The sequence below is a fragment of the Vibrio sp. OPT41 genome, assembly GCF_015163595.1.
GTDB classification, from domain to species: domain Bacteria; phylum Pseudomonadota; class Gammaproteobacteria; order Enterobacterales; family Vibrionaceae; genus Vibrio; species Vibrio alginolyticus.
On sequence record NZ_JADDYH010000018.1, the window covers coordinates 57,445 to 83,197 of the forward strand.

30 protein-coding genes are annotated in these 25,753 nt (G+C 44.9%); 10 read left to right on the forward strand and 20 right to left on the reverse strand.

Features of this window, described 5'->3' with window-relative positions; translation table 11 throughout:
- Positions 1 to 6 precede the first annotated feature (6 nt).
- The 11 genes from mgtE to IQP38_RS10790 all read right to left on the reverse strand — a co-directional run bounded on the left by mgtE (position 7) and on the right by IQP38_RS10790 (position 8,769).
- The gene (gene mgtE / locus IQP38_RS10740) at positions 7 to 1,365 is read right to left on the reverse strand and encodes a magnesium transporter (protein ID WP_005381121.1); all 1,359 of its coding nucleotides are present in this window, start codon (positions 1,363 to 1,365) and stop codon (positions 7 to 9) included.
- A gap of 148 nt (positions 1,366 to 1,513) precedes the next feature.
- Positions 1,514 to 1,789 carry an HPr family phosphocarrier protein gene (locus IQP38_RS10745; RefSeq protein ID WP_005381120.1) on the reverse strand — a complete coding sequence of 92 codons (276 nt, stop codon included), beginning with the start codon at positions 1,787 to 1,789 and terminating at the stop codon, positions 1,514 to 1,516.
- A gap of 2 nt (positions 1,790 to 1,791) precedes the next feature.
- The gene (gene rapZ / locus IQP38_RS10750; RefSeq protein ID WP_005388424.1) at positions 1,792 to 2,655 is read right to left on the reverse strand and encodes an RNase adapter RapZ; all 864 of its coding nucleotides are present in this window, start codon (positions 2,653 to 2,655) and stop codon (positions 1,792 to 1,794) included.
- 14 nt (positions 2,656 to 2,669) lie between these two features.
- Positions 2,670 to 3,116 carry a PTS IIA-like nitrogen regulatory protein PtsN gene (gene ptsN / locus IQP38_RS10755; RefSeq protein ID WP_005381116.1) on the reverse strand — a complete coding sequence of 149 codons (447 nt, stop codon included), beginning with the start codon at positions 3,114 to 3,116 and terminating at the stop codon, positions 2,670 to 2,672.
- 2 nt (positions 3,117 to 3,118) lie between these two features.
- Positions 3,119 to 3,406, reverse strand: a complete 288-nt coding sequence (gene hpf, locus IQP38_RS10760; RefSeq protein WP_005381114.1) for a ribosome hibernation promoting factor — start codon at positions 3,404 to 3,406, stop codon at positions 3,119 to 3,121.
- A gap of 24 nt (positions 3,407 to 3,430) precedes the next feature.
- On the reverse strand, positions 3,431 to 4,900 hold the full coding sequence (locus IQP38_RS10765; protein WP_005381112.1) for an RNA polymerase factor sigma-54: 1,470 nt from the start codon (positions 4,898 to 4,900) through the stop codon (positions 3,431 to 3,433).
- Between the two features lie 50 nt (positions 4,901 to 4,950).
- Positions 4,951 to 5,676 carry an LPS export ABC transporter ATP-binding protein gene (lptB, locus tag IQP38_RS10770; RefSeq protein ID WP_005381111.1) on the reverse strand — a complete coding sequence of 242 codons (726 nt, stop codon included), beginning with the start codon at positions 5,674 to 5,676 and terminating at the stop codon, positions 4,951 to 4,953.
- Position 5,677: 1 nt separating this feature from the next.
- Complete coding sequence (gene lptA, locus IQP38_RS10775; RefSeq protein ID WP_005381109.1) at positions 5,678 to 6,172, reverse strand: lipopolysaccharide transport periplasmic protein LptA; 495 nt, start codon at positions 6,170 to 6,172, stop codon at positions 5,678 to 5,680.
- A complete protein-coding gene (gene lptC, locus IQP38_RS10780; protein ID WP_005381106.1) occupies positions 6,153 to 6,716 on the reverse strand; it encodes an LPS export ABC transporter periplasmic protein LptC in 564 nt (187 codons plus the stop codon). Before lptC ends, lptA begins: the two co-directional genes overlap by 20 nt.
- An 86-nt stretch (positions 6,717 to 6,802) precedes the next feature.
- On the reverse strand, positions 6,803 to 7,774 hold the full coding sequence (gene kdsD, locus IQP38_RS10785) for an arabinose-5-phosphate isomerase KdsD (protein WP_005381104.1): 972 nt from the start codon (positions 7,772 to 7,774) through the stop codon (positions 6,803 to 6,805).
- A gap of 29 nt (positions 7,775 to 7,803) precedes the next feature.
- Positions 7,804 to 8,769, reverse strand: coding sequence for a calcium/sodium antiporter (locus IQP38_RS10790; protein WP_005381102.1), 966 nt, complete (start codon positions 8,767 to 8,769; stop codon positions 7,804 to 7,806).
- Between the two features lie 374 nt (positions 8,770 to 9,143).
- Here IQP38_RS10790 and mlaF point away from each other — a divergent pair, with 374 nt between their 5' ends.
- The 8 genes from mlaF (at position 9,144) to IQP38_RS10830 (ending at position 14,585) form a co-directional block, all read left to right on the forward strand.
- On the forward strand, positions 9,144 to 9,947 hold the full coding sequence (gene mlaF / locus IQP38_RS10795) for a phospholipid ABC transporter ATP-binding protein MlaF (protein ID WP_005388422.1): 804 nt from the start codon (positions 9,144 to 9,146) through the stop codon (positions 9,945 to 9,947).
- Positions 9,937 to 10,728 carry a lipid asymmetry maintenance ABC transporter permease subunit MlaE gene (gene mlaE / locus IQP38_RS10800; RefSeq protein ID WP_005381100.1) on the forward strand — a complete coding sequence of 264 codons (792 nt, stop codon included), beginning with the start codon at positions 9,937 to 9,939 and terminating at the stop codon, positions 10,726 to 10,728. Before mlaF ends, mlaE begins: the two co-directional genes overlap by 11 nt.
- A 2-nt stretch (positions 10,729 to 10,730) precedes the next feature.
- Positions 10,731 to 11,219, forward strand: coding sequence for an outer membrane lipid asymmetry maintenance protein MlaD (mlaD, locus tag IQP38_RS10805; RefSeq protein ID WP_085570021.1), 489 nt, complete (start codon positions 10,731 to 10,733; stop codon positions 11,217 to 11,219).
- Positions 11,220 to 11,221: 2 nt separating this feature from the next.
- A complete protein-coding gene (mlaC, locus tag IQP38_RS10810) occupies positions 11,222 to 11,860 on the forward strand; it encodes a phospholipid-binding protein MlaC (RefSeq protein ID WP_005381098.1) in 639 nt (212 codons plus the stop codon).
- On the forward strand, positions 11,860 to 12,180 hold the full coding sequence (locus IQP38_RS10815; RefSeq protein WP_005381093.1) for an STAS domain-containing protein: 321 nt from the start codon (positions 11,860 to 11,862) through the stop codon (positions 12,178 to 12,180). Before mlaC ends, IQP38_RS10815 begins: the two co-directional genes overlap by 1 nt.
- A 3-nt stretch (positions 12,181 to 12,183) precedes the next feature.
- Complete coding sequence (gene ibaG / locus IQP38_RS10820) at positions 12,184 to 12,438, forward strand: BolA family iron metabolism protein IbaG (RefSeq protein WP_005381092.1); 255 nt, start codon at positions 12,184 to 12,186, stop codon at positions 12,436 to 12,438.
- Between the two features lie 9 nt (positions 12,439 to 12,447).
- A complete protein-coding gene (gene murA, locus IQP38_RS10825; protein ID WP_005388419.1) occupies positions 12,448 to 13,704 on the forward strand; it encodes a UDP-N-acetylglucosamine 1-carboxyvinyltransferase in 1,257 nt (418 codons plus the stop codon).
- Between the two features lie 155 nt (positions 13,705 to 13,859).
- On the forward strand, positions 13,860 to 14,585 hold the full coding sequence (locus IQP38_RS10830; RefSeq protein WP_005381088.1) for a 1-acylglycerol-3-phosphate O-acyltransferase: 726 nt from the start codon (positions 13,860 to 13,862) through the stop codon (positions 14,583 to 14,585).
- Positions 14,586 to 14,670: 85 nt separating this feature from the next.
- Here IQP38_RS10830 and IQP38_RS10835 read toward each other — a convergent pair whose 3' ends face one another.
- The 6 genes from IQP38_RS10835 to arcA form a co-directional block, all read right to left on the reverse strand.
- Positions 14,671 to 15,060: a RidA family protein gene (locus tag IQP38_RS10835; RefSeq protein WP_005381087.1), complete on the reverse strand. Its 390-nt coding sequence runs from the start codon at positions 15,058 to 15,060 to the stop codon at positions 14,671 to 14,673.
- Between the two features lie 130 nt (positions 15,061 to 15,190).
- Complete coding sequence (pyrI, locus tag IQP38_RS10840; protein WP_005381086.1) at positions 15,191 to 15,652, reverse strand: aspartate carbamoyltransferase regulatory subunit; 462 nt, start codon at positions 15,650 to 15,652, stop codon at positions 15,191 to 15,193.
- A 15-nt stretch (positions 15,653 to 15,667) separates the two neighbouring features.
- Entirely contained in the window at positions 15,668 to 16,597 is a 930-nt protein-coding gene (gene pyrB, locus IQP38_RS10845) for an aspartate carbamoyltransferase (protein WP_005381085.1), read from the reverse strand.
- 86 nt (positions 16,598 to 16,683) lie between these two features.
- Positions 16,684 to 16,779 (reverse strand): hypothetical protein, encoded by a 96-nt coding sequence (locus IQP38_RS10850; protein WP_005381084.1) that lies wholly within the window; start codon positions 16,777 to 16,779, stop codon positions 16,684 to 16,686.
- A 99-nt stretch (positions 16,780 to 16,878) separates the two neighbouring features.
- On the reverse strand, positions 16,879 to 17,883 hold the full coding sequence (locus IQP38_RS10855; RefSeq protein ID WP_193837568.1) for an ornithine carbamoyltransferase: 1,005 nt from the start codon (positions 17,881 to 17,883) through the stop codon (positions 16,879 to 16,881).
- Positions 17,884 to 18,039: 156 nt separating this feature from the next.
- Positions 18,040 to 19,260 carry an arginine deiminase gene (gene arcA / locus IQP38_RS10860; RefSeq protein WP_005381082.1) on the reverse strand — a complete coding sequence of 407 codons (1,221 nt, stop codon included), beginning with the start codon at positions 19,258 to 19,260 and terminating at the stop codon, positions 18,040 to 18,042.
- A gap of 583 nt (positions 19,261 to 19,843) precedes the next feature.
- Here arcA and rraB point away from each other — a divergent pair.
- Together rraB and IQP38_RS10870 are read left to right on the forward strand one after the other, a co-directional pair.
- Positions 19,844 to 20,257: a ribonuclease E inhibitor RraB gene (rraB, locus tag IQP38_RS10865; protein ID WP_005381081.1), complete on the forward strand. Its 414-nt coding sequence runs from the start codon at positions 19,844 to 19,846 to the stop codon at positions 20,255 to 20,257.
- 154 nt (positions 20,258 to 20,411) lie between these two features.
- Positions 20,412 to 21,212: a glycosyl hydrolase 2 galactose-binding domain-containing protein gene (locus tag IQP38_RS10870; RefSeq protein WP_104975633.1), complete on the forward strand. Its 801-nt coding sequence runs from the start codon at positions 20,412 to 20,414 to the stop codon at positions 21,210 to 21,212.
- A gap of 19 nt (positions 21,213 to 21,231) precedes the next feature.
- Here IQP38_RS10870 and IQP38_RS10875 read toward each other — a convergent pair whose 3' ends face one another.
- The 3 genes from IQP38_RS10875 to IQP38_RS10885 all read right to left on the reverse strand — a co-directional run bounded on the left by IQP38_RS10875 (position 21,232) and on the right by IQP38_RS10885 (position 25,718).
- Entirely contained in the window at positions 21,232 to 22,137 is a 906-nt protein-coding gene (locus IQP38_RS10875; RefSeq protein WP_080276939.1) for a bifunctional helix-turn-helix transcriptional regulator/GNAT family N-acetyltransferase, read from the reverse strand.
- 115 nt (positions 22,138 to 22,252) lie between these two features.
- Positions 22,253 to 22,657, reverse strand: coding sequence for a DUF2061 domain-containing protein (locus tag IQP38_RS10880; protein WP_005381078.1), 405 nt, complete (start codon positions 22,655 to 22,657; stop codon positions 22,253 to 22,255).
- 202 nt (positions 22,658 to 22,859) lie between these two features.
- A complete protein-coding gene (locus tag IQP38_RS10885) occupies positions 22,860 to 25,718 on the reverse strand; it encodes a valine--tRNA ligase (RefSeq protein ID WP_025767623.1) in 2,859 nt (952 codons plus the stop codon).
- Positions 25,719 to 25,753 lie beyond the last annotated feature (35 nt).

Here is a 25,753-nt window from a genome sequence, read left to right on the forward strand (position 1 = left end):
TTTCTGTTAGGTAATCAGTATTGTGGCAAGCCCTAAGAAGACAGATAAACCAATCACATCCGTCACCGTTGTTAATGCCATACCACCAGCTAAAGCAGGATCGATGTTCATTTTTTTCAATAGGATTGGAATCGTTACTCCTGCAATACCTGCGACCAATAAGTTGGTCAGCATGGCGGCGGAAATGATTCCTCCGAGCATCCAGTTACCTTTCCAAGCAACAACAATACCACCAATAATCAGCGCCCACATGATACCGTTGAGTAAGCCGATCGAAGCTTCTTTCATTAACAGTTCGCGTTTGTTTGAGTCACCGATATGACCAAGAGCAAGACCACGAATCACTAGTGCGACGGTTTGGTTACCAGCGACACCACCCATGGACGGAACAATCGTCATCAATACTGCAATGGCCGCCATTTGATCTAATGTGGCCTCAAACATATTAGAAACGGAAGCAGCAGCAAGGGCGGCTAATACGTTAGCGCCAAGCCAGATACTGCGTTTGCGAGCTGATTTTACAACAGGCGCGAAAGTATCTTCGTCATCGTCCATACCCGCCATACTCATCATCGAGTGTTCCGCGTCTTCACGAATAACATCAACCACGTCATCGATGGTGATACGACCGACCAAATGCAAGTTTTCATCAACAACAGGTGCAGATACCCAATTACGGCGTTCGAACAGACTCGCAACATCTGAGTCGCTAGTATCGACGGTGATGGCCTCGTCCGCGTCTTCCATTACATCAATGATTTTTACGTCTGGCTGAGTGGTAATAAGCGTCGTGATCGGCAGTTCACCGATGAGCTTACTCTCTTCATCGATCACATACAGGGCATCCGTAGCTTCTGGAAGCTCGCCTTTCATACGTAGATAACGCAAAACTACGTCCACATCGACGTCACCACGAATTGTGATGACGTCGGTGTTCATCAGTCCACCCGCAGTGTCTTCTGGGTAGGATAGGGCGGTTTCGACCCGTAGACGGTCAGAGGAGTCCATTTGCGACAGGACTTCGCGTGACAGGTTGTCAGGCAAGCTACGCAGTACGTAAGCCACGTCATCGGTATCCATGCCTTCTGTCGCTTCTGCAAGCGCTTCTGGTGCCATTTTGGATACGAGGCTGTCTTTGACGTCTTCGTTCAGCTCGTCAAGGATTTCACCATAATCTTCAGGGTCGGTGAGTTGCCAAAGAACTTCACGGCTCTTCCGTGGGGAGGCTTCTAAAAGGTGAGCGATATCCTCAGGTTCCATGTCCTGTAATTGACGACGAACATGGACGAAGCGACCATTTTCTAGCGCTTCTGTGACTTCTTGGAGGGCTTGGTGAGCTTGGTCGAATTCAATTTGCTCTGCCATTCATTCCTCCCAATTCCTGATATTTACAATGCGTTGAATAATAACTTAATTCTAGGCGCCTTTTAATAACAACTTATGATACTAAGCAAATTTATTTATTAGGTCAGGGAAGAGAAAGATAATGGGAGGTAAGAAAAAAGCGAGTAAACTACTCGCCTTCATCAAATTTATCTTCGATCAAGTGGCAAACGGCATCCAGTGCTTCTTCCGCTTGCCCACCCGTTGCGTGGATCGTGACGTATTGTCCTTGAGCGGACTCTAGCATTAACAGGCCCATTACGCTGTCTGCTGTGGCGGTTTTGTCTTCTTCATTGTCGATGGTGATGACCGCTTCAAAGCTCTGTGCCAGTTCGACCAGTTTGACTGCTGCACGAGCATGTAAGCCAAGGCGGTTTTGAATCAATACTTTACGACTTAACTCCACGGCTACTCCTTAGCGTTTTTCTCTAGTGAGGTATGGCGAATTTGTACTTGGTGTCCTTTGTTGGCGAAGTATTCACCGATTTGCTGAGTTAAGTACACCGAGCGGTGCTTACCACCAGTACAACCGATTGCAACGGTCAGGTAGCTGCGGTTGTTTTTCTCAAGCAGAGGTAACCAATTCTCTATAAAGCTTTCAATTTGATATTTCAAACTTAACACCGATTGGTGTTGCTCTAAAAATGCGGCGATAGGAGCATCCAGACCTGTAAGCGGGCGTAGTGCTGGTTCCCAATGTGGGTTAGGTAAGAAGCGAACGTCAAATACGTAATCGGCATCGGAAGGCAGGCCGTATTTAAAACCAAAAGACTCAAATACCATAACGAGCCCTTTGCGATCTCTGCCTTCAACGCGCATACGCACGGTTTCACTCAATTCATGCAAAGACTGCCCACTACTATTTAGGACCAGATCTGCATGCGCTTTGAGTGGCGTCAAAATTTGTTTCTCACGCTCGATGGCTTGATCGAGCGAGAGGGAGGTGCCACCTAAAGATAACGGGTGAATTCGGCGTGTTTCGCTGTAGCGTTTGAGTAGCGTTTCTTTATTGGCGTCCAAGAAAAGCATGGTCACATCAAGCTCAGTTTTTAACTGTTCTAGTGTACTCGTCAGTTCTTTTAGCTTTTTAGGAATATTACGAATATCAATGCTGACTGCAACATTCTGTTTGCTGTCAGCAACAGAATGAACAAATGCGTCCAGCAAGTTAACTGGCAGGTTATCAACACAGTAGTAACCTAAGTCTTCCAGTACACGAAGCGCAATACTTTTACCGGCACCTGAGTGCCCGCTAACAACGATTAGTCGCATGGAGTTAGTCCTGCTTATTGGTGAATCATGATGTCGTAAAGTTCTTCATCACTCTGAGCATTACGCAGTAGTTTTAATACTTGCTTATCGCTCAGACGTTCTGCCATAGAGGATAGAGTCTTGAGGTGCTCTTTGCACTGTTCTTCTGGTACAAGGAGCGCAAAAAGAAGATCGACAGGTCGATTGTCAATCGCATCAAATTCGATTGCTTCATCACATTGCAGTAAGACAGCAATGGCCTTGTCGCTTGATTGCATTCTCGCGTGAGGGATCGCAATACCGTTTCCGATACCGGTACTGCCCATTTTTTCTCTATTGAGCATGCATTCGAACAGCTCGGTAGAATCTTGGCCCGTTTGATCAGCCACGATACGGCTGATCATTTCAAGGGCGCGTTTTTTACTCGTGCAGTGGACCGCACTTTTGGTGCAGTCCAATGACAGTATTTCGCTCAGTTGCATGATTAATGACTGTTTAGTTTTTCTTTGTGCTTATTAAGTTGGCGAACCAATTTATCTACCAGCGAATCGATCGCGGCATACATATTTTCGTCATCGGCTGATGCGTGGATTTCGCCTTGATTTATGTGAAGCGTAGCTTCCGCGATTTGAGTAATTTTTTCAACTTTTAGTACAACATGCACTTGATTGATATGGTCGAAGAACCTTTCGAGCTTCTGAAACTTAGAATTTACATAGTCTTGCATTGAATCGGTAAGATCAACGTGATGGCCTTGAATATTGATTTGCATAGACTTTCCTTTTCAGTTAGTGCCTTATAATAGGCGTTTACGCTGACTTGAAGGGGCAATTCCCAAGGATTCGCGATATTTGGCTATCGTACGTCTTGCGACCTGAATCCCTTGGTCAGCCAGAAGAGCAGCAATCTTGCTATCACTCAGTGGTTTGGCAGTATTCTCTGCTGCGACCAGTTTTTTAATGAGTGCACGAATTGCTGTTGACGAACATTCTCCGCCGTTGTCAGTACTAACATGGCTAGAGAAGAAGTACTTCAATTCAAAAATACCACGTGGTGTATGCATAAATTTTTGCGTTGTTACACGAGAAATCGTGGATTCATGCATGTCCACAGCCAAAGCGACATCATTGAGTACCATTGGCTTCATGGCTTCCTCACCATACTCGAAGAAATCTTGTTGATGTTCAACAATACATCTTGCAACTTTGAGTAGCGTCTCGTTTCTACTCTCTAAGCTCTTAATTAACCATTTTGCCTCTTGCAAATTGCTGCGGATGTACTGGCTATCCGCGCTATTACCTTTGCCTAATTGAGCATATTGTTGATTTACTTTTAATTTTGGCACGCTATCCGGGTTTATAGAAACGGTCCATTTGCCATTGTCTTTAAAAACGGATACGTCTGGAATTACGTACTCGGTATCATCAGGAGTGATGCGACTACCTGGACGAGGATCTAACTGTTGGATAAGCTTTAAGACTTCACGCAGATCGGCTTCTTTCAGCTTAGTCTCTTTGATGACGAGCTTGTAGTCACGGTTGCCTAGGTGATCAATATGATCCGCAAGTATCATTTTGGCTTCAGCAAGCCATGGCGTGTCTTCTGGGAAGGTCGTCAGTTGCAGTAACAAACATTCTTGTAAGTTACGCGATGCAACGCCAAGAGGATCGAATTGTTGAATGCGTTTACGAACGGCTTCTACTTCGTCTAACTCTATCTCTTCATTATCGAAGCTCTCATGAATCTCTTCAGGCGACAAAGTTAAATAGCCGTAGTCGTCAACAGCGTCAATAATCGCTAATGCAATCGTGCGGTCGGTTTCACTGAATGGTGTTAGGTCAAGCTGCCACATGAGGTAATCATGTAATGATTCAGTGGTTTCGCCCTGGTAGACGGGCATATCATCATCAAGAGCTAAGCCAGTGCTACCAGTATTCGCGCTGTAGACGTCATCCCAAGTCGTGTCGATTTCAAGTTCAGAGCTAATTTCTGATTTCTCTATCACATCGGAGCTATCTGGAACGTCAATTTCTGTTGGTTCGCTAGCACTGTTGCTATCAGCAGCCTCGACCGCTGACTTATCTTCACCGTTTGCTAGAGGCTCGTCTTGGCCTTCTTCAACTTCCAATAATGGGTTTGAGTCCAACGCTTCTTGGATTTCTTGTTGAAGATCGAGTGTCGACAATTGCAATAAGCGAATCGCTTGCTGCAACTGTGGCGTCATGGCTAACTGCTGACCTAGCTTGAGTTGTAATGAAGGTTTCATTCAGTGTTACTTACCTTGTAATGCTCAGAATCTTACCGTTCCTAATATAATCATAGACGGAATTGTTCGCCGAGATAAACTTGTTTCACCTGTTCATTATTGAGAACTTCTGCCGGAGTTCCCGATGCAATTAGGTGCCCTTGGCTCACGATATAGGCTTTTTCACATACGTCCAGTGTTTCACGTACATTATGGTCAGTGATTAACACTCCGAGACCACGATCGCGCAGATGCTCAATGATTTTCTTGATGTCATTAACCGAAATTGGGTCAACACCAGCGAAAGGTTCATCCAATAAAATGAACTGAGGGTTGGCCGCTAAAGCTCGAGCGATTTCCACCCTGCGTCGTTCACCCCCTGATAGTGCCATACCAGCACTGGTTCTGATGTGCTGGATGTGGAATTCTTCCAACAAATCTTCCAGTTTATCTTGGCGCTCTTCCCTCGTCATTTCTTGACGAGTTTCAAGTACGGCCATGATGTTATCTTCTACTGAAAGCTTACGGAAAATCGACGCTTCTTGCGGAAGATAGCCAATGCCAAGGCGTGAACGGCTATGCATCGGTAAAATACTGATGTCATTGTCGTCAATGGTAATGGTGCCCTCATCACGAGGTACTAAGCCGACAATCATGTAAAACGAGGTGGTTTTACCCGCACCGTTTGGACCGAGTAGCCCAACAATCTGACCAGATTCAACTTCTAAGCTAACATCAGTGACGACTTTGCGTTTTTTGTAGCTTTTCGCCAAGTTTTTCGCGCTCAGTACTGCCATATTAGTTCTCTATCTGATTGGGTTGCAAAATGGTCGTAACGCGCTCTTCCTTAGAGCTATCTGCGACTAGCTTTTGTTTACCAATTTGGTAACGAATCGAAGAACCTTTGATGGTGTTGTTGTCTTGCGCCAGCTGCGCTTGACCTTTCATGGTCAGTTCGTCTGTAGAAATACGGTAATCCAACTCCGTAGCTTGACCACTAAGTGTTTTACCATCGTCCATCAGCTGAGAAAACTTCGCAGGTTTACCAAATGCTTGAATCTGTTTAATTGCTTCGGTTTTAGGATCGCGAGTTACCACGATTCTATCAGCATCGATATTGATGCTCCCTTGCTTAAGAGATACATCGCCTTCAAAAACAACCTGGTTACTCTTCATATCCACCTGTTGGGTGTCAGAGTTTATGTAAACCGGCTGTTGAGTATCCGACTTGAGTGCCAGCGCTTGAGGCGCCGCCAATACCAGTGCCAGTAGGCTAAGGTGTAACGGTTTCATATCGACCTTGAACTTCATCTGTCAGAGTCGCAGTATGCTGTTTTAAGTTGCCTTGCATTGCGCCTCCAGTAGTTTCAAATTGTGGTCCAACCAACATCACTTGTTGGTCAGCTTTAAAATCACGATTGGTTAGATTAATGACCAATTTGTCTGTTGCCATGGTATCAAAACTCGCACCAGGCAGAAGATTTTGCATTAAGACTTTGTCATATAAAGTCAAAACTTGGTCTTCATCTAACACTGCTCTTGTGGCAGTCACCTTCCATTCAATGACGCTACCTTCACGGTAAACCATCAAAGTCGGGTTATTAAAAATAGTATCTCCACTCTTAGCATAATGGTCTAAGTTAGTGGAGCGAATGATGTAACTGCGGACACCATCTTCACCGTAGGTGATGTTTTCTAATCCAGAACCACTGAACATGGGCAGTTCAGAATCTGGTGCTACTTGAATTGCGTCGTTGCCTTTAGGGGTTAGTAGGTAATAACCGCACCACGCTACAACGAAGATCAAGAGCAAATAAATAAGGCGAGTAAAACTCATATAATGAAGGCCTATCGTTTAGCTCAGTACTTCCCTGACCATTGCCTTTATTCGTCTAATAAATGATTTAAATGTTTGTGCTGATATTACATCACGCCAGCTTTTAGTAAATCGTGCATGTTCAGTGCACCCACAATTTTTTCGTCTTTACATAAAATCAGAGCGTTAATGTTTTTATTCTGCATCAAGTTCAAACCTTCAACCGCCAGCATATCAGGGTGTGCTGTGGTTGGGTTTGTCGTCATGACCTCGCCAATTGCCGTCGTATGAATATCGATACGCTTGTCTAAGGTACGACGTAAATCACCATCGGTGAATATACCAAGCATAGCATCGTGCTCATCGACGATGGCTGTCATGCCTAACCCCTTTTCTGAAATTTCAAGCAGGGCATCGCGAATTAATGCGTCAGGAGAAACTTTAGGTAACGCTTCTCCAAAGTGCATAATATCAGACAACTTAAGTAGCAGTTTTCTCCCCAGTGCACCACCTGGGTGAGATAGGGCAAAATCTTCGGCAGAAAAACCACGAGCTTGAAGCAGAGCTACGGCTAATGCATCTCCCATCACTAATGTGGCAGTCGTACTGCTAGTTGGCGCCAGGCCTAACGGACAAGCTTCTTGAGGTACCGTAATTTGCAGGTGTAAGTCAGACAGCTTGGCCATATTTGATTCTGGCTTACCTGTCATGCTGATGATCTTAATATTCAGGCGCTTTAATACTGGAAATAGAGACAGAATTTCGTTTGATTCACCAGAGTTAGAAATTGCCAGCACAATGTCACCAGGGCTAATCATACCCAAGTCACCATGTGCGGCTTCGCCTGGATGAACGAAAAACGCCGAAGTCCCAGTGCTTGCCAGAGTGGCGGCAATCTTGTTACCAATATGGCCTGACTTGCCAATACCCATAACGACAACTTTGCCGTTGTTGGAAAGGATAAGTTCACACGCTTTTTCAAATTGATCATCAAAGTAGGTATCTAGCTCTTGCAGAGCAGCAACTTCGATATCAAGAACTTGTTTAGCAGCAGCGCGAAAATCAAATTGATTGGACATATCAGATCTCTACTTATTGATCGTGGTAATTAAGCGGTCATGTTTGCGAATAAGTACACTTGGTAACCTAAGAAGCACACAAACAAGATGGCACCTTCAATACGGTTAATACTGCGTGATTTACCCAAACACATCGCGACAAGTAACAATGAAACGCCTAACATGACCCAGAAGTCACGTCCCATCGCGTACTCACTGAGCACCGATGGATTAATGATGCCAGGAATCCCCATTACCGCCAGAATGTTAAACACATTCGAACCGATAATGTTACCGACAGCCATGTCGTCTTCACCCTTTAAAACTCCCGCAAGTGATGCGGCTAGTTCTGGCAGGCTAGTGCCAATGGCGATAATAGTTAGACCGATAACAAGGTCGCTCATACCAAAGTGTTTAGCAATAATTACCGCGTTATCAACCAGCATGCTGGCTGCCAAAGGAAGCAGTATCAAGCCAATAACCACCCACATGATTGCTTTAGGGTTACTGACGCCTTCTGGGATCTCTGACTCTTGGTCATCAAGAAAAACATCACCTGATTTTTGCTCTTTGCGGCTGATTTGCAACATAGCAAATAAAAATGCCCCAAAGAGTACAAACAATAAGACACCCTCATAAAAACCGAGATGGCTATTCCAAAGCAGAATACCAGCGAGTACGGTTACGGCTATCATGAGTGGAAGTTCTCGGCGGATGACGGCGGAGCTAATCGACAAAGGCTTGATCAGCGCTGTAATACCTAGGATTAACGCAATGTTCGCTATGTTTGAGCCTAATACGTTACCCACCGCTGTATCTGTTTTGCCATCCCAAGCAGCGGTTGCAGATACCATCATCTCAGGGGCGGATGAGCCCATCGCAAGGATTGTCATGCCGATGACAAGCGGGGAAATACCGACGTTGCGGGCTATCGCTGCAGAGCCAAAAACAAGTTTATCTGCACTCCAAACAAGCAAAACAAGACCGACTATAAGCAACGCAACGGCTTCGAGCATGAGAATTCCTAAGTATTAAATAAGTAAAATGAATAACCGCTAATTTTGACCTTTTGCGGCCTAAAATGGAAGATAAACGAAGAATAAATTAAAGGTTAGTAACGAAAATGTATGTAAATCTCACTCATTTAAATGAGCAATTCTGGTCTAGGATTTAAACACTTCGTGCTAATTAGGTCATAAACCATGAGAAATTGCAGGGATATAGTCGACTTTATTTAATTGAACAGTGCTTTAAATTCAACGCCAATGTGCTTATGATTGCAGCCTAATAAATGTACCGACGTTACTTTATTAAACGTAGAATTCAACTCCGATGAGTATCTGCTTGATGATTCCGTGAGTTGCAACGCTCCTACAGTAGAAGAGATGATATGTCGAACAACGATTTAGTCACCGTGAACAACCTCACTTTTTCACGGGGAGAACGCATGATCTTTGATGATATTGATCTGCATGTTCCTGAGGGCAAAGTGACGGCCATTATGGGACCATCGGGAATTGGTAAAACAACACTGCTGCGTTTGATTGGTGGTCAGTTGTATCCCGAGCAAGGAGAGATCTGGTTTGATGGAGACAATATTCCCTCTCTCTCGCGTAAAAAACTCTACCATGCTCGAAAGAAAATGAGCATGTTGTTCCAGTCAGGGGCTTTATTCACTGATTTGAATGTTTTTGATAATGTCGCCTTTCCATTGAGAGAGCATACCGATTTATCGGAAGATTTGATTCGCACCATGGTGTTACTCAAGCTCGAAGCTGTCGGTCTACGCGGCGCGGCGCAATTAATGCCGAGTGAGCTTTCAGGTGGTATGGCAAGACGCGCTGCTTTGGCTCGTGCAATCGCACTTGACCCTGACCTGATCATGTACGATGAGCCGTTCGTGGGGCAAGACCCAATCACTATGGGCGTTTTGGTTGAGCTAATTAGCAATCTAAACCAAGCGTTAGGTTTGACCTCTATTGTGGTTTCTCACGACGTACCTGAAGTCATGAGTATTGCTGACTGGGTATACCTGATGGCCGATGGAAAAATCATCGCCTATGGTACGCCAGAAGAGCTGACTCAAAACTCTGATCCTCGTGTCCAGCAGTTCTTACAAGGTGATGCCGACGGTCCTGTACCGTTTCGTTTCCCTTCTCAAAGTATCGAAAAGGACTTATTTGATGGTCGATAACTTCATTCACTTTGTCGCCTCGCTGGGTCGACGCACGCTTTCTATTTGCGGAGCATTTGGTCGTGCGACTTTCATGTTGATTGGGGCGCTATTTTCTAAGCCACAACCGATCAGAAGCTTTCCTCTGCTTGTTAAGCAACTTTATTCTGTTGGTGTTCAGTCGCTGGCGATCATCGTCGTATCTGGTCTGTTCATTGGAATGGTTTTGAGTCTACAAGGCTATGTTGTGTTGGTGGATTACGGCGCAGAAGGCAGTTTGGGGCAAATGGTAGCGCTTTCGTTACTCCGTGAATTAGGACCCGTTGTTACTGCACTTTTGTTTGCTGGTCGTGCCGGTTCTGCGTTAACCGCAGAGATAGGTCTAATGAAAGCAACGGAACAACTGTCTAGCCTTGAAATGATGGCGGTAGACCCATTGAAACGAGTGATTGCACCACGGTTTTGGGCTGGGGTTATCTCAATGCCTTTACTGGCTATGATTTTCATGGCTGTGGGAATTTGGGGCGCTCAGCTTGTTGGTGTTGACTGGAAAGGCGTTGATCACGGCAGTTTTTGGTCAGCGATGCAGTCCTCTGTTGAGCTAGGGCAAGACATTGGTAACAGTATGATCAAATGTTTTGCGTTTGCAATTACGGTTACTTGGGTCGCTCTATTTAACGGTTATGATGCTATTCCAACATCGGAAGGGATCAGCCGAGCAACTACGCGCACTGTTGTGCATTCTTCTTTAGCAGTACTAGGATTAGACTTTGTACTGACCGCATTGATGTTTGGGAATTAATCATGCAACAAACACGTAAAACTGAATTATGGGTTGGCAGCTTTGTATTAGCGGGAATTTGCGCGATTCTTGTGATAATTTTTCAAGTTGCTGACGTAAAAAGCATTGGCTCTGGTGATACTTATACCCTCAAAGCCGAGTTCGATAATATTGGCAGTTTAAAAGTTCGTTCTCCCGTAAAAGTGGGGGGCGTTGTGATTGGTCGAGTAAGTAGTATTTCGCTTAACCCAGACAACTTATTGCCAGTTGTAACACTATCTATCAATAGCAAATACAATCAGTTCCCAGAAACGTCGAGCGTACAAATTTTGACATCTGGCCTGATTGGTGAGCAATACATTGGTTTAGTACCTGGCTTCGTTTTTGATGATGAAGTCATGCTAGTGGATGGTGATACCATCGAAGACACCAAATCGGCGCTTGTGCTTGAAGACTTAATTGGTCAAGTACTATACAGCGTAGGTGGTTCAGACGACTCAAGTAAGGAATAACTATGTTAGCGAGATTACTACTTTCAGTTTGTGCTGTGTTTAGCGTCTTTGGAGCAACAGCAGCAGAGGTGGATAAAACTGAACCTTATAAGATGATGAAGCAGGTAGCTGAAGTCACGTTCGAAAGATTGAAAGCCGAACAGCCGAAAATCAAACAAGATCCAAATTTACTTAAAGTGATCGTTGAAGAAGAGCTAATGCCTTACGTCAACTACCGCTATGCAGGGTTAAAACTTCTTGGTCCAAACTTAAAAGGTGCTAAGCGTGAAGATGTACTTGAGTTTATCGATGCATTTCGTGCGTACCTGATTGCGTCTTATGCACAAGTGTTGACGCAATACTCTGACCAAAAAATTGAGTTTGGTCCTGAGCCTAGCATTGATGACTCTAAGCGTATTACAAGCATTAAAGTTGATATCATCGATACTCCGCGTCCAAACATCAAACTTGAGTTTAAACTGCGTAAAGACAACCAGTCTGGTGAGTGGGAAGCATTCGATATGATTGCAGAGGGCATTAGTTTGCTTTCTAGTAAACAATCCGAATGGAACAGTAAAATTCGTCAAGAAGGTATTCTATCTGTTGCTAAAGACCTAGAAAAATTGGCCGCAGAACCGATCCGCTTCGAGGCGAAGAAATAATGGCCCAGACTCCCGCTCAGTGGCAATTGGATCAAAACATTCTTAAGCTAACAGGGGCACTTGATAGAGATACAGTGCCTTCATTGTGGGCGTATGCACAGCAATGGCAACCTGCTCAATCGGAGCTGGAATGCTCGCTAAAAGAGATAGAGCGCGTCGACTCTGCAGGAATGGTGATGTTAATCCACTTATTAGAGCATGCAAAAAAGCAAAACTGTCATATAATGCTCAGTTTCGTGCCGGCGCAACTGCGCACTTTGTTTCAACTGAGCAATGTTGAATCTTTAGTGGCCAAACACATACAGAATTATCAGGGGTAAATTGTGGATAGCGCAAAAGTACAACAGTTATTAGAAGAAGCACTAAACCTTCAAGAAGTGCATGTGAAAGGTGAAGGTAGCCACTATGAAGTGGTTGCTGTTGATGCTTGTTTCGATGGAATGAGCCGCGTTAAGAAGCAGCAGCTAATTTATGCTCCTCTGATGGAATACATCCAGCGTAACGACATTCACGCATTATCAATCAAAGCGTTCACACCAGAAGAGTGGGCTCGTGATAAGAAATTGATGTCGCTTTAAGGTTTATTGATGGAAAAGTTTCGAGTTATTGGGTCAGATAAACCACTAGTTGGTGAAGTGACCATTTCAGGTGCAAAAAACGCAGCACTGCCGATTTTATTTGCGTCTATCTTGGCGGAAGAGCCAGTAGAAGTGGCAAACGTACCACACCTTCGTGATATCGACACAACCATGGAATTGCTTAAGCGTTTAGGCGCGAAAGTAAGCCGCAATGGCTCTGTTCATGTTGATCCAAGCAGTATTACAGAATACTGCGCGCCTTATGATTTAGTGAAAACCATGCGTGCTTCTATTTGGGCTTTAGGTCCTTTGGTGGCGCGCTTTGGTCAAGGTCAGGTTTCTTTACCAGGCGGTTGTGCCATTGGTGCCCGTCCTGTGGATCTGCATATTTCTGGTTTAGAGCAGCTTGGCGCAACCATTACATTAGAAGATGGTTATGTGAAAGCAGAAGTGGATGGTCGGCTAAAAGGCGCACACATCGTGATGGATAAAGTCAGCGTAGGCGCGACGATCACCATCATGTGTGCCGCAGCGCTGGCGGAGGGCACAACAACACTAGATAACGCTGCGCGTGAGCCTGAAATCGTCGATACCGCTGATTTCCTAAATAAGCTTGGCGCAAAAATCTCTGGCGCTGGCACAGATACCATTACGATTGAAGGTGTTGAGCGCCTAGGCGGTTGTAAACACAACGTGGTTGCTGACCGTATTGAGACGGGAACATTCCTTGTCGCAGCAGCAGTATCTGGCGGTAAAGTGGTATGTCGCAACACTAATGCTCATTTGCTTGAAGCGGTTCTCGCCAAGCTGGAAGAAGCTGGCGCGCTTGTCGAAACGGGGGAAGACTGGATCTCCGTTGATATGACCGACCGCGAGCTAAAAGCGGTAAGTGTACGTACTGCGCCACATCCTGGTTTTCCGACGGATATGCAAGCTCAATTTACGCTACTGAACATGATGGCGAAAGGTGGCGGCGTGATCACAGAGACTATCTTTGAAAACCGCTTTATGCACGTACCAGAACTCATGCGTATGGGCGCTAAAGCTGAGATCGAAGGCAATACGGTTATCTGTGGTGATGTTGAGTCACTCAGCGGTGCGCAAGTGATGGCAACCGATCTACGAGCTTCGGCTAGTTTGGTTATTGCAGGTTGCATTGCTAAAGGCGAAACCGTCGTTGATCGTATTTACCATATCGACCGTGGTTACGACAAAATCGAAAATAAACTGGCTGCACTTGGCGCAAATATTGAGCGAGTGAGCTAGGCAAGTTAAACTGCACCGCAGGTAACTTGGATATCAAGAGAGCCGAAACCTGAGTTTCGGCTTTTTTATATCACTCTCATGACCATATTTTCCCTTTATGGAAAGAGAGATATTAATAGCTGTATCTGGCAAAAGCCGGTTCCTGGAGAACAAGAATGATTGCACTGTTACGTGTATTTGCTGTCGCTATCTTTGCGATTGTTATGTTTATTGGTGGTTGTGGTTACTGCCTATTAAGCCCTAGAAACCCTAAGCACGTTTTCACTTTTGGCCGTTTGTTTGCCAAGATGTCTCGTGTGTTTGGGATTAAGTTAGAGTTGCGTATCCCTGAAGATGCGTATTCACGCGGCCAACATGTTTACATTGCTAACCACCAGAACAACTGGGACATGTTTACTGTTTCTGCGGCTGTGACTCCGAAAGTTGTGACAGTAGGTAAAAAGAGCTTGGCTTGGATGCCACTGTTTGGTCAGCTTTACTGGCTTACGGGTAACATTCTGATTGACCGAGCGAATCGCTCTAAAGCAAAAGGTACTATCGATCAGGTCGTGAGCAGCATGAAAGAAAGTGATGTTTCGGTGTGGATGTTCCCAGAAGGCACGCGTTCTCGTGGGCGTGGTTTGCTGCCATTCAAAACAGGTGCTTTTCATGCGGCAATTGGTGCAGGTGTGCCAATCATTCCTATCGTATGTAGCTCGACGAATAAAATTAAGCTGAACCGTTGGAACAATGGTCATGTGATTGTTGAAATGCTACCTCCAATCAGCACTGAAGGCTATGGTAAAGAGGGCATTCGCGAGTTAGCGAATATCTGTCGTGAACAGATGAAAGAGAAGCTTGAATCGTTAGATGAAGAAGTCAAACAGCGCAACGCTGCTTAAGTTTTACTGCGATATCATCACGAGAAAACAATAAAAAACGGGTAGCCTGAGCTACCCGTTTTTTTATGTTTGTCAGCAAGTGCAATTATTTGCGAACAGCGATTGCTTCAATCTCGATGCCAACATCTTTTGGTAGGCGAGCCACTTCTACACAAGAGCGTGCAGGGTAGTTTGCTACGCCGTGCTCATCAAAGAACTTGCCGTAAACTTCGTTCACTGTGCCAAAGTCATTTAGGTCTTTAACAAAAACCGTTAGCTTTACAATATCAGATACTTTAAGACCTGAAGATTCAACTACAGCCTTTACGTTTTCTAGAGACTGACGAGCTTGTTCTGCGATATCAGCAGACACTTCACCTGTCGCTGGGTTTACTGGGATTTGGCCTGAAGTAAGAACCATGTTACCTAGATCTACGCCTTGAACGTAAGGACCGATTGCTGCTGGTGCAGACTCAGTGTGAAGTACTTTCGTCATTTGATTTTTTCCATCAGTTGTAGGGAATAAAGATTCTCAGTTTGCCTCTAAACCCTCGGTAGGTAAAGAGCAAAATACCCCGACATTGCAGGGTATTTTAAACGTATCAAAGCCTAGTCGTGCGGCGTGTTTATCGCTCGGTTACGATCTCGCGTGAGAACACTTTCTCGCAGTATTTACACTTTAGGCGGATTTCTTGTTTCTTCTCGAACACGCTAAAGCTGCTTTCTACTGGTTCATTATGAGAAATACAGTTTGAATTCGGGCATTCAAATACATCATTGATGCGCTCAGGAAGCTCTAACGCTAGCTTTTTCACCACTTCATAATTCTCGATTTGATTCACGGTCGCGTGAGGAGCATACAACGCTAGCTTGCTCGCTTGCTCTTCATTGATAAACACATTTTCGATTTTGAGTAGATCTTTATGACCGAGTGCTGATGATGGCAAGTTCAGTCCAATCGTTACGCGTTGTGATGAATTGTGCATATCGAACAGTCTTAATACTTTGATGCCGATTTGCGCAGGGATGTGGTCGATGACCGTACCATTTTTGATTGCTTCTACCTGCAATTGAGTTTCTTTAGCCATGATTTTTCCCCTCGATTACAGTGTTTCGTTTAGAACAAGCGCCAGCAGTGCTTGGCGAGCATACACGCCATTTTGAGCTTGCTGGAAGAAGTAGGCATGAGGCGTTTTATCAACATCAGTTGTGATTTCATCCACACGTGGTAGTGGGTGCAGTACTTTCAAGTTCTCGCGCGCGCCTTCTAGTAGTGCCGCTGTTAGGATGTAAGCCGACTTAATATGTGCGTATTCCGATTCGTCAAAGCGTTCTTTCTGTACGCGTGTCATGTACAGAATATCCAGTTCAGGAATCACACTTTCCATGTCTGTGTGTAGGCTATATTGAATGCCAGCTTCGTCTAGTTCTTCGCAGATGTAATCTGGCATTGCCAGCGCATCTGGTGCAACAAAGAAGAAGCGGATGTTGTTAAACTTTGCTAAGGCTTGAGTCAGTGAGTGCACTGTGCGGCCATATTTTAGGTCACCTACGAATGCGACGTTCAGGTTGTCTAGACGCCCTTGTGTTTCCGCGATGGTGTATAGGTCGAGTAGCGTTTGAGTTGGGTGTTGGTTTGCACCGTCGCCCGCGTTGATCACTGGCACGCCATTTGAAAATTCAGATGCCAAGCGAGCGGCGCCTTCTTGTGGATGACGCATCACAAAGGCATCGACGTAAGAAGAGATGACTTGTACTGAATCTGCGAGTGTTTCGCCTTTCTTCGCCAGAGAGGTATTACCATCATTATCAAAGCCAATCACGTCACCACCAATGCGCTGAATCGCTGTTTCAAACGATAAACGTGTACGTGTTGATGGTTCAAAGAAACAACTTGCAACGACTTTGTTTTTAATCAGTTCTGGTCGAGGTGCTTTTTTAAGGCTACCTGCTGTTTCTACGATAAGTTCCAGTTCTTCGCGTGAAAGCTCTGGAATAGAGATGATGTGCTTCTGGTAAAGCGAGTTCGCCATGATCTTCTTCCCTATAACATTGATGACTACATCCAAATAACCGAAAGGAATTTTGGACATAAAAAAACCTCCCCAATGGGGAGGTTTTAAAATTCAATAGAATTAACGAAAATAACACCACGTAAGCGTAGTCGCTTAGCGAGAGCAAATCGCGTTTTTACGTCAGCAATCAGCGTGGTCATTTCTTAATCCTCAGACAAATTGCCGAGCATTATACGCTTAACTTTCGTGAGCGCAAGCGATTACATCATGGTTTTTATCGGCTGTTTTTGCGCACTGGTTTAGCTTCCTAGCGTCGCAACCATCACGGCTTTGATGGTATGCATACGGTTTTCTGCTTCGTCGAATACGATGGAGTATTCCGATTCAAATACCTCTTCTGTTACTTCAAGGCCTTTCATACCGTATTTTTCAGCGACTTCTTTGCCGACGGTGGTTTCATCATTGTGGAAAGCTGGAAGGCAGTGCATGAATTTCACATGTGGATTACCCGTTTGCTCAATCACGTCCATATTGATTTGATAAGGTGTCATTAACGCTACACGCTCATCCCATGCCTCGGCAGACTCACCCATAGACACCCAAACGTCGGTGTATAGGAAGTCACAACCTTTCACACTTTCCTCAACGCTTTCTGTTAACGTGATTTTTGCACCAGTTTGTTGCGCGATAGTTTGACAAGTTGCCACGAGCTCTTCTTCAGGCCAGAACGCTTTTGGCGCGACAAGGCGAATATCCATGCCCATTTTCGCTGCGCCCACCATAAGTGAGTTACCCATGTTGTTGCGCGCATCACCTAGGTAAGCGAAGGTTATTTCATGTAGCTGTTTACCACGGCCGTGCTCTTGCATAGTCAGGAAGTCAGCAAGGATCTGGGTTGGGTGGAACTCATCCGTTAAACCATTCCACACTGGAACACCAGCATAAGTACCAAGCTCTTCAACAATGGATTGGCCAAAGCCTCGGTATTCAATCCCGTCGTACATACGACCAAGAACACGAGCAGTGTCTTTCATCGATTCCTTATGACCGATTTGCGAGCCAGAAGGGCCGATGTAAGAGACTTGAGCACCTTGGTCAAAGGCAGCGACTTCAAACGCACATCGGGTACGAGTCGAAGATTTCTCAAAGATTAGTGCGATGTTTTTACCTTGAAGTTTCTTCTGCTCTGTTCCTGCATATTTAGCTTTTTTTAGCTCTGCAGACAGTTCGAGCAAAAACTGGATTTCTTTGGTTGAGAAGTCCAATAGCTTCAAAAAGTTGCGGTTACGTAAATTGAAAGCCATAGCTCGTCCCTTAGTACATGTGATTAGATTAATAGAATCCATTAAAACATACAAATGCTTTTATTGTGAATAATTATTTTAAACTAAAGCTAAAAAAGGTTGATGTATTCACATCAACCTTAGTTTTGATTCACCTAATGTAAAGGGACGAGTAAGTTATATATCGTCTCGCTCTATTGGACAGCTCATACAGCGAGCGCCACCGCGACCACGACCAAGCTCATTACCAGGTACTGTCAGTACTTTGATGCCAGCTTTATCGTATTTTTCGTTGGTGTATACATTGCGTTCGTAACCAATTACTACGCCCGGTTTTACAGTTAGAACGTTATTGGCGTCATTCCATTGTTCGCGTTCCGCTTCATAGCTGTCGCCACCAGTGGTGATGATTTTCAGCTGATCTAAGCCAAGAGCGGACTCAATCGCGTGCAGATAGTTATGTGAGGCTTCAACATGCATTTCACCGTTGCCTTTTGGTGTTAAGCGCCATGTGTCGAGATCTTTGCGCATGATCTCTGGGTAGACAGAGAAAGTATCTACATCCATATGGGTCATCACAGTGTCTAAATGCATACATGAGCGGTGTTTAGGCAGATCAATTGCAATAACTTCGGTAGCTTGGCCTGCTTTAAATAGGCTCGCTGCAAGGTTCTCTACACCTTGAGCAGTCGTACGCTCAGACATACCGATAAGAACTGCACCTTTACCAATAACCAACACATCACCGCCTTCGACATTCGCATTATCATAATGCAGATCATCGTCACCGAAGTATTTGATAAAATCTTGGCCAGCAAAAATTGGGTGCCAACGATAAATCGCACGTAAGTGGTTTGTTTCACGTTGGCGTGCAGGCATCATCATTGGGTTGAGCGATACACCACCATAAACCCAACATGAGGTATCACGAGTAAAGAGGTGATTAGGCAGTGGCTCAATAACAAAGTCGAGAGGACGCTTCATTTTTGGCAGCATAGAAGATGAGGAGATCGGCAGCTCTGAGTAAGCTAAGCCACCTAAAAAGATGCAGGCAAGATGTTCATCATCCATTTCTGAAAAGTATTGGCGTAGGTCTCGCGCAAATGTTGGCCCGTAGCGAAAGTCAGAAATCTGAGTGTTCAGCAGCCATTGTTTTGCTTCTGGAACGGCGAGGGTTTCGACCAGTAAATCGTGGAGGAGAAGCACTTCAACGTCTTGCTCGCGCAGCGTACGTGCGAATGCATCGTGCTCTTCACCTGCCGCTTCTACAGCAAGAACGTCATCAAATAGCAACTCATGACAGTTTGACGGAGTTAAGTGGGTTAGGGCGCGTTCAGGGCGATTTAATAGAACTCGTCGAAGTTGACCAACTTCTGATCCAACGTACAGCTTGCTCATTTTGTATCCTTACAAATTTTCCAGCCATTAGTTATGACAAGCTTCCTAGAAAGATGCAAGTTATCAAGCTTTGTTTATACTCTGGTGTTTCTGGTTTTGTGAGTTTTTTATTTTTATTTTGATTCTTATGAAATTTATTATTAGATATAAATGCTATTTTACTAAAATTAGAGTGCGTGCGTTTTTATTCTAATTTTCCCGTTGAGAAAGAATACACGCACAGTGCATAAAACGTGCATTTTTATTCTAAATTATGCATTATTAAAGTGAATTTATTCGTTATGCTTCTTCGTTTTACACGTGAGTGTATTCAAGAAAGCATCATAAACACGCATAGAAAGAGAAAATAACCACATTAAGTGTCAATTAGGATGTTCTGAATATTAAAAAATGCCATTCTTTGTTAATTTTTTGTTTCTTTGTGTGGTTGGTTTAATATTTAGATTCAAATAACCGATAAGAATCGCAGTGGTATGATGTTTGTTTGTGGCTTTTCATCGCAATCCATGCCATATTTCACCGGATCAGCATACTCAGTATCGGGTATTGTGTTTCCATCAAGTAACTAATCTGGAGCCAAAACATGTCTCACGAAGATGAATATCTATCAGTAGAAGAATTAATTGAGATTCAAAAGGAAGAGACTCGCGATATCATTGCAGCATTGCTAGAAGATGGCAGCGATCCAGATTCGCTATACGAAATTGAGCACCACCTGTTTGCAGAAGATTTTGACACGCTAGAAAAAGCGGTAGTTGAAGCATTCAAGATGGGCTTTGAAGTTCTTGAAGCAGAAGAAACTGAAGATGAAGATGGTAACAAGTTGCTTTGCTGTGATGCGACTATGGAGTCCGCACTAGACGCAGAAGCGATTGATGCGCAAGTTGAAAAATTGATTCACTTGGCAGAAAAATACGACATCATCTATGACGGTTGGGGTACGTACTACGAAGGCGAAGATGCGCTTTACCCTGAAGAAGATGAAGACGACGAGTAATCAAAGCTCACTACTTTTGGAAAAACCAGCGTTTAACGCTGGTTTTTTTATTCCTTGAAAAACTGACGAATGTGGAGGCGATAAATAATTCACATTGAGTTTATAGGGGATTTCTCCCTATAATGCGTGAAAATTGATCTAGCTCAAGGTGTATATGCAACTCTCACTCGCCGGTTTATGGCAAGTCTCTCCACTGACGGACCTTTCTATCCCACAGGATGACATTACTTTCCCTGCTCCTTTGAGTCAGGTATTGCCAGCTGAACTGACAGAAGAAGCAATTCGTCAGCAAGAGTGGCACCTGATGCATGACATTGAAGTGGACGAATCCATGATGGCATTCCCAGCGGTAGAAATGGTGTTGGGTGGTGTGGATTACCATGCAGAAGTGCGTTTGAACGGAGTAGCATTGTTCGACTGTGACGGTTCTCAAAATGTCTACAAGAAAGACATTCGCCCGTTCATGCAGATGGGGCGTAACCGTTTTGAGATCCTATTCCTTGAGGAAGAAGAAGATCTTCTGTTGGATGAGGATAAACCGGAGTTGTGTTCACTTGCAGATCATGAATACCAAAAGAGTGACGAGCGCTTAGGGGTATGGCAAGAACCGTATCTGCAGTTCATTCGCAATGTACGTTTAGACCGCGTGGCAACCGAGCAGATTTGGCACCACGGTGGTGGTTGCGAGTTTAAAGTAGACTTGTACTATCAAACTTTTGCGCCGGGTCTGGTCTCTGCATCGGTTAAGTTTAATGGTATGACTTACCATATTCCTATTGATGTCCGAGCGGAGCATGCGAGCGCTTTATTCCAGATCGAAGCGCCAAAGTATGCCGATCTTACTGATCCTGATCCAAGTGATCTCTACCAGTTGTCTGTTGAGTTGGATGGGCAGCACCAAAACTTCACTGTTGCCTTGAGCCAGGAGCTTTGTGTTACCCATGTTGTGCTTTAACTCTTAGTAATGCTCTTTATTACAGTGTTTTAAGCATTACGACTTCACATGCATCATGCCCTGTTTGTCCAAGCGGGGCATCGAGATGCTCAAAGCCTAGCTTTTCATACAAGCTTACCGCTTCTCTCAGACATTCAGTTGTCTCTAAATAGCACTGCTGATACCCAAATTGTTTCGCCAATTGTAAGCTCAATGCGACGATGCGTTTGGCTAAACCGTGCCCTCGTGTTTGAGGTAAGAAGTACATCTTTTGTAGTTCACACACATTTGGCTCGCCAGCTAAAGGGGCAAAGCCACCGCCACCAACGATCTCTCCGCGATGTTCAATGACCCAGTAGGCGGCCCCGCATTGATTGTAAACCGAATACATATCATCAAGCGTTGGATCGGCCACACCATAACCTTTGTCTGCGGTTAAGCCGTATTCTGCAGAGACTTTACGAATCACATCTGCGACTTGCGGGTTGTCTGCTTTAGTAAGAGGTCGAAGAACGTATTCCTCAGCCTGACACACTTTTGTTAGCCCTTTTAGGTAAGTCTCTAGACCAAGTTTGAGTTGCTCTTGCTCGCTGTCATCGAGTTGGGTAAGCAGCTGTTCAAAGAAGTGGTTTTGCTGTTGGTCCAGTTGCGATAACGCCTGTTGGCCTTGCTCTGTAATCGCTACGAGTTGACTACGTTTGTCTTTTGGGTTTTCGATGCTCTCGACCAAACCTAATTTAATCAAACCAGTAACGGTTCGGCTCGCGTTGGACTTGTCGACATTAAGCTGCTGTGCCAGCTGATTGATGGTCAATGGCTGCAATTGGATTTCACCCAATGCGTGCGCTTGCACTGGAGTGAGAGCGACATCGCCGCATTGTTTATCAAGCATACCAAGCAATCGGACGGCTTGACGGGAGTAGTGTCGAAGTTGACGAGCGTTCATTATCACTTACCTCTAAAAATAAGGTTGCGCACCGCAATTAAATTAATTGCGGTGCGCAACCTTGTCAATGGTAAATGTCATTTTTCTCGTTAGGAGACGTAGTGAGCCTCCATGTTTAAGCGTGGTGATGTAAACAAAACTGCGGTGCTGGAGCTTTTTCTGATGATTTACGCATCCATACTTTCTCGTGGAAGTAGTAAGCCACCGTGTTCAAACTCGGCTCTAGCATCGCCATTACGCCGCCGACAAATGCATCACCTGTTAGTAAGTAAACCACGGTAAAAGCGACGCTGAAGTGCACGGTCGCAAAGCTTGCGGTTTTTAATTTGGTCATCCACTGACGAGCTTTAAGTGCTGGGACTTTTGCCCATGCCTTTTCATGAAAGTAGAAGGCTACGGTGTTCACTGAAGGCTCAATCATGGCAATTAAACTACCAATTAGAATGTCGCCTGTGAGTACGTAAGCGACACTAAATGCGATAGTAAAATGCAGTGCTGCGAAAGTTAGTGTCTTTTTCATGATAATTACTCAATCGTGTTTGTTTCGATGAGTTCATTATCGATAATAATTCTCATTAATGCTAATGGATGATGAGTATTGTTGCGATAGGGGAAAGCTATTGATGATGGTTTTTGGTGAAAGATATACAAAAAAGGTTGACCATGATGGCCAACCTTTGGATTCAAAGTGAGAAGTGTTAGTTCTTCTCTTTCACTGAGGCTTAAAGTGCAGCGATCGTTGTCTTCTGCTCTTCTAGCTTAGCTAGTGTCTCTTTGTAGCCTTCAAGCTTCTCACGTTCTTTAGCAACAACAGCTTCAGGTGCTTTCGCTACAAAGCCTTCGTTGCCAAGTTTGCCTTCGATACGCTTGATTTCGCCGTGCGTCTTCTTGATTTCGCCATCTAGACGAGCAAGCTCTGCATCTTTGTCGATCAAACCCGCCATTGGGATCATCAGCTCAGACTTGCCAACCAGTGCCGTTGCACACGCTGGAGTTTGTTCGCCAGCTTCAAGCACGCGTACTGCTTCTAGCTTCGCTAGTGACATCAGTACTTGCTTGCTTGCTTCTAGACGAGAGGCATCTTCTGCATTTGCTGCTTTCAGCATAACGTCAAGCGGCTTACCAGGGTTGATGTCGTATTCAGCACGTAGGTTACGGATGCTGGTAATGAACGCTTTCACCCATTCAATGTCGTCTAGCGCTTCTTGGTTGAAGTTTGCTTCGTCGAATTGAGGCAGTGCTTGCAGCATGATTGTCTCGCCTTCTACACCTTCAACTAATGGCTTGATGCTTTGCCAGATAGTTTCAGTGATGTAAGGAATCACTGGGTGAGCTAGACGTAGCGTCTTCTCAAGAACCGTGATGAGTGTACGGCGAGTACCACGCTGTTGCGCTTCAGTACCTTTCCATAGAACGGGTTTAGTTAGCTCTAGGTACCAGTCACAGAATTGGTTCCAGATGAATTCGTAAAGCGTGTTCGCAGCCATATCTAGACGGAAGTTGTCGATATGGTTGTTAAACGCTTTCGCTGCGAGTTCAAACTGAGACTCAATCCACTTGTCTGCTAGTGAATATTCAATCTCACCACCGTTGAAGCCACAATCTTGCTCTTCTGTGTTCATCATTACGTAACGGCTTGCGTTCCATAGTTTGTTACAGAAGTTACGGTAACCCTCAAGACGTTTCATATCCCAGTTGATATCACGACCTGTTGATGCCATTGCTGCAAGAGTGAAACGCAGTGCGTCTGTACCGTATGCTTCGATACCGTTTTCAAACGTCTTACGAGTGTTCTTCTCGATCTTCTTCGCTAGTTGAGGCTGCATCATGTTGCCACAACGCTTCTCTACGAGAGACTCTAGGTCGATACCATCGATCATGTCGATTGGGTCAAGTACGTTACCTTTCGACTTAGACATCTTGTCGCCGTTTTCGTCACGGATTAGACCAGTAACGTAAACCGTTTTAAATGGTACTTGTGGCTTGCCGTTTTCGTCTTTCACGAAGTGCATGGTCATCATGATCATGCGCGCAACCCAGAAGAAGATGATGTCGAAACCAGTTACTAGAACGTCTGAAGGGTGGAATACTTTCAGATCGTCAGTTTGCTCTGGCCAACCTTGAGTACCGAACGTCCATAGTGCAGAAGAGAACCACGTATCCAGTACGTCTTCGTCTTGGTGAAGTTCAATGACAGACTCTAGGTTGTTGTTCTTACGAACTTCTTCTTCAGTGCGACCTACGTAAACATTACCTTGGTTGTCGTACCAAGCTGGGATGCGGTGACCCCACCATAGCTGACGAGAGATACACCAGTCTTGAACGTCACGCATCCAAGAGAAGTACATGTTTTCGTATTGCTTAGGAACGAATTGGATGTCGCCGTTTTCTACTGCTTCAACTGCGGTTTTCGCTAGAGGCGCAGTACGTACGTACCATTGGTCAGTTAGCATTGGTTCGATAACCACGCCACCACGGTCGCCGTAAGGAACTTGTAGATCGTGATCTTTCACTTCTTCAAGTAGGCCTAGCTCGTCGAATTCAGCAACGATAGCTTTACGAGCGGCAAAACGCTCCATACCGTGGTATTTAGCTGGTAGCTCAGTGCTGTAAGCGTCGCTTGCTTCGCCGTTAGTGTTGAATACTTCTGCTGAGTCGCGGATGTTCGCGTCGAAAGTCAGAATGTTGATCATTGGTAGCTGGTGGCGCTTACCTACTTCGTAGTCGTTGAAGTCGTGCGCAGGTGTGATTTTCACACAGCCAGTACCTTTTTCCATATCTGCGTGCTCATCGCCCACGATTGGGATGCGACGATCAACGATAGGAAGGATGATTTCTTTACCGATAAGATCTTTGTAACGTGGATCTTCTGGGTTAACTGCAACACCCGTATCGCCTAGCACGGTCTCTGGACGAGTCGTTGCAACAACGATGTAGTCTTTGCCATCCGCTGTTTTAGCGCCATCTGCTAGTGGGTAGCGGAAGTGCCACATGTGGCCTTTAGTGTCTTTGTTCTCTACTTCTAGATCTGAAATCGCTGTGTGTAGCTTTGGATCCCAGTTAACTAGACGCTTACCGCGGTAGATTAGATCGTCTTCGTATAGACGTACGAACACTTCTTGAACGGCGTTAGATAGACCATCGTCCATCGTGAAGCGTTCACGATCCCAGTCTACAGATGCGCCAAGACGACGAAGCTGCTTAGTGATAGTGCCGCCAGATTCGCCTTTCCATTCCCAGATTTTGTCGATGAAAGCTTCACGACCGTAATCGTGTTTTGTTTTGCCTTCTTCTGCAGCTATCTTACGCTCAACAACCATCTGAGTTGCGATACCAGCGTGGTCAGTACCTACTTGCCAAAGGGTGTTTTTACCCTTCATACGTTCACAACGGATAAGCGTATCCATGATCGTATCTTGGAACGCGTGGCCCATGTGTAGGCTACCAGTGACGTTCGGTGGCGGGATCATGATGCTGTATGATTCTTTAGTAGTGTCACCGTGTGGCTTAAAGTAGCCTTTCTCTTCCCAAGTCTGATACAGAGCTTGTTCGATTGAAGTTGGGTTGTATGTCTTTTCCATAGCGCTCTTTTAATGGATACGTTGATGGTTGAATC

Excerpts from the sequence above, each read along its gene's own strand:
- arcA (WP_005381082.1), bottom strand. The coding sequence starts at position 19,260 with ATGAGCAAGCTGTACGTTGGATCAGAAGTTGGTCAACTTCGACGAGTT.
- lptC (WP_005381106.1), bottom strand. The coding sequence starts at position 6,716 with ATGAGTTTTACTCGCCTTATTTATTTGCTCTTGATCTTCGTTGTAGCG.
- ptsN (WP_005381116.1), bottom strand. The coding sequence starts at position 3,116 with ATGCAACTGAGCGAAATACTGTCATTGGACTGCACCAAAAGTGCGGTC.
- lptB (WP_005381111.1), bottom strand. The coding sequence starts at position 5,676 with ATGGCAGTACTGAGCGCGAAAAACTTGGCGAAAAGCTACAAAAAACGC.
- mlaE (WP_005381100.1), top strand. The coding sequence starts at position 9,937 with ATGGTCGATAACTTCATTCACTTTGTCGCCTCGCTGGGTCGACGCACG.
- pyrB (WP_005381085.1), bottom strand. The coding sequence starts at position 16,597 with ATGGCGAACTCGCTTTACCAGAAGCACATCATCTCTATTCCAGAGCTT.
- pyrI (WP_005381086.1), bottom strand. The coding sequence starts at position 15,652 with ATGGCTAAAGAAACTCAATTGCAGGTAGAAGCAATCAAAAATGGTACG.
- IQP38_RS10875 (WP_080276939.1), bottom strand. The coding sequence starts at position 22,137 with ATGAACGCTCGTCAACTTCGACACTACTCCCGTCAAGCCGTCCGATTG.
- IQP38_RS10870 (WP_104975633.1), top strand. The coding sequence starts at position 20,412 with ATGCAACTCTCACTCGCCGGTTTATGGCAAGTCTCTCCACTGACGGAC.
- mlaD (WP_085570021.1), top strand. The coding sequence starts at position 10,731 with ATGCAACAAACACGTAAAACTGAATTATGGGTTGGCAGCTTTGTATTA.
- rraB (WP_005381081.1), top strand. The coding sequence starts at position 19,844 with ATGTCTCACGAAGATGAATATCTATCAGTAGAAGAATTAATTGAGATT.
- kdsD (WP_005381104.1), bottom strand. The coding sequence starts at position 7,774 with ATGTCCAATCAATTTGATTTTCGCGCTGCTGCTAAACAAGTTCTTGAT.
- mlaF (WP_005388422.1), top strand. The coding sequence starts at position 9,144 with ATGTCGAACAACGATTTAGTCACCGTGAACAACCTCACTTTTTCACGG.
- hpf (WP_005381114.1), bottom strand. The coding sequence starts at position 3,406 with ATGCAAATCAATATTCAAGGCCATCACGTTGATCTTACCGATTCAATG.
- mgtE (WP_005381121.1), bottom strand. The coding sequence starts at position 1,365 with ATGGCAGAGCAAATTGAATTCGACCAAGCTCACCAAGCCCTCCAAGAA.
- IQP38_RS10830 (WP_005381088.1), top strand. The coding sequence starts at position 13,860 with ATGATTGCACTGTTACGTGTATTTGCTGTCGCTATCTTTGCGATTGTT.
- IQP38_RS10885 (WP_025767623.1), bottom strand. The coding sequence starts at position 25,718 with ATGGAAAAGACATACAACCCAACTTCAATCGAACAAGCTCTGTATCAG.
- IQP38_RS10815 (WP_005381093.1), top strand. The coding sequence starts at position 11,860 with ATGGCCCAGACTCCCGCTCAGTGGCAATTGGATCAAAACATTCTTAAG.
- IQP38_RS10790 (WP_005381102.1), bottom strand. The coding sequence starts at position 8,769 with ATGCTCGAAGCCGTTGCGTTGCTTATAGTCGGTCTTGTTTTGCTTGTT.
- IQP38_RS10855 (WP_193837568.1), bottom strand. The coding sequence starts at position 17,883 with ATGGCTTTCAATTTACGTAACCGCAACTTTTTGAAGCTATTGGACTTC.
- mlaC (WP_005381098.1), top strand. The coding sequence starts at position 11,222 with ATGTTAGCGAGATTACTACTTTCAGTTTGTGCTGTGTTTAGCGTCTTT.
- IQP38_RS10880 (WP_005381078.1), bottom strand. The coding sequence starts at position 22,657 with ATGAAAAAGACACTAACTTTCGCAGCACTGCATTTTACTATCGCATTT.
- IQP38_RS10835 (WP_005381087.1), bottom strand. The coding sequence starts at position 15,060 with ATGACGAAAGTACTTCACACTGAGTCTGCACCAGCAGCAATCGGTCCT.
- rapZ (WP_005388424.1), bottom strand. The coding sequence starts at position 2,655 with ATGCGACTAATCGTTGTTAGCGGGCACTCAGGTGCCGGTAAAAGTATT.
- murA (WP_005388419.1), top strand. The coding sequence starts at position 12,448 with ATGGAAAAGTTTCGAGTTATTGGGTCAGATAAACCACTAGTTGGTGAA.
- lptA (WP_005381109.1), bottom strand. The coding sequence starts at position 6,172 with ATGAAACCGTTACACCTTAGCCTACTGGCACTGGTATTGGCGGCGCCT.
- IQP38_RS10765 (WP_005381112.1), bottom strand. The coding sequence starts at position 4,900 with ATGAAACCTTCATTACAACTCAAGCTAGGTCAGCAGTTAGCCATGACG.
- IQP38_RS10850 (WP_005381084.1), bottom strand. The coding sequence starts at position 16,779 with ATGACCACGCTGATTGCTGACGTAAAAACGCGATTTGCTCTCGCTAAG.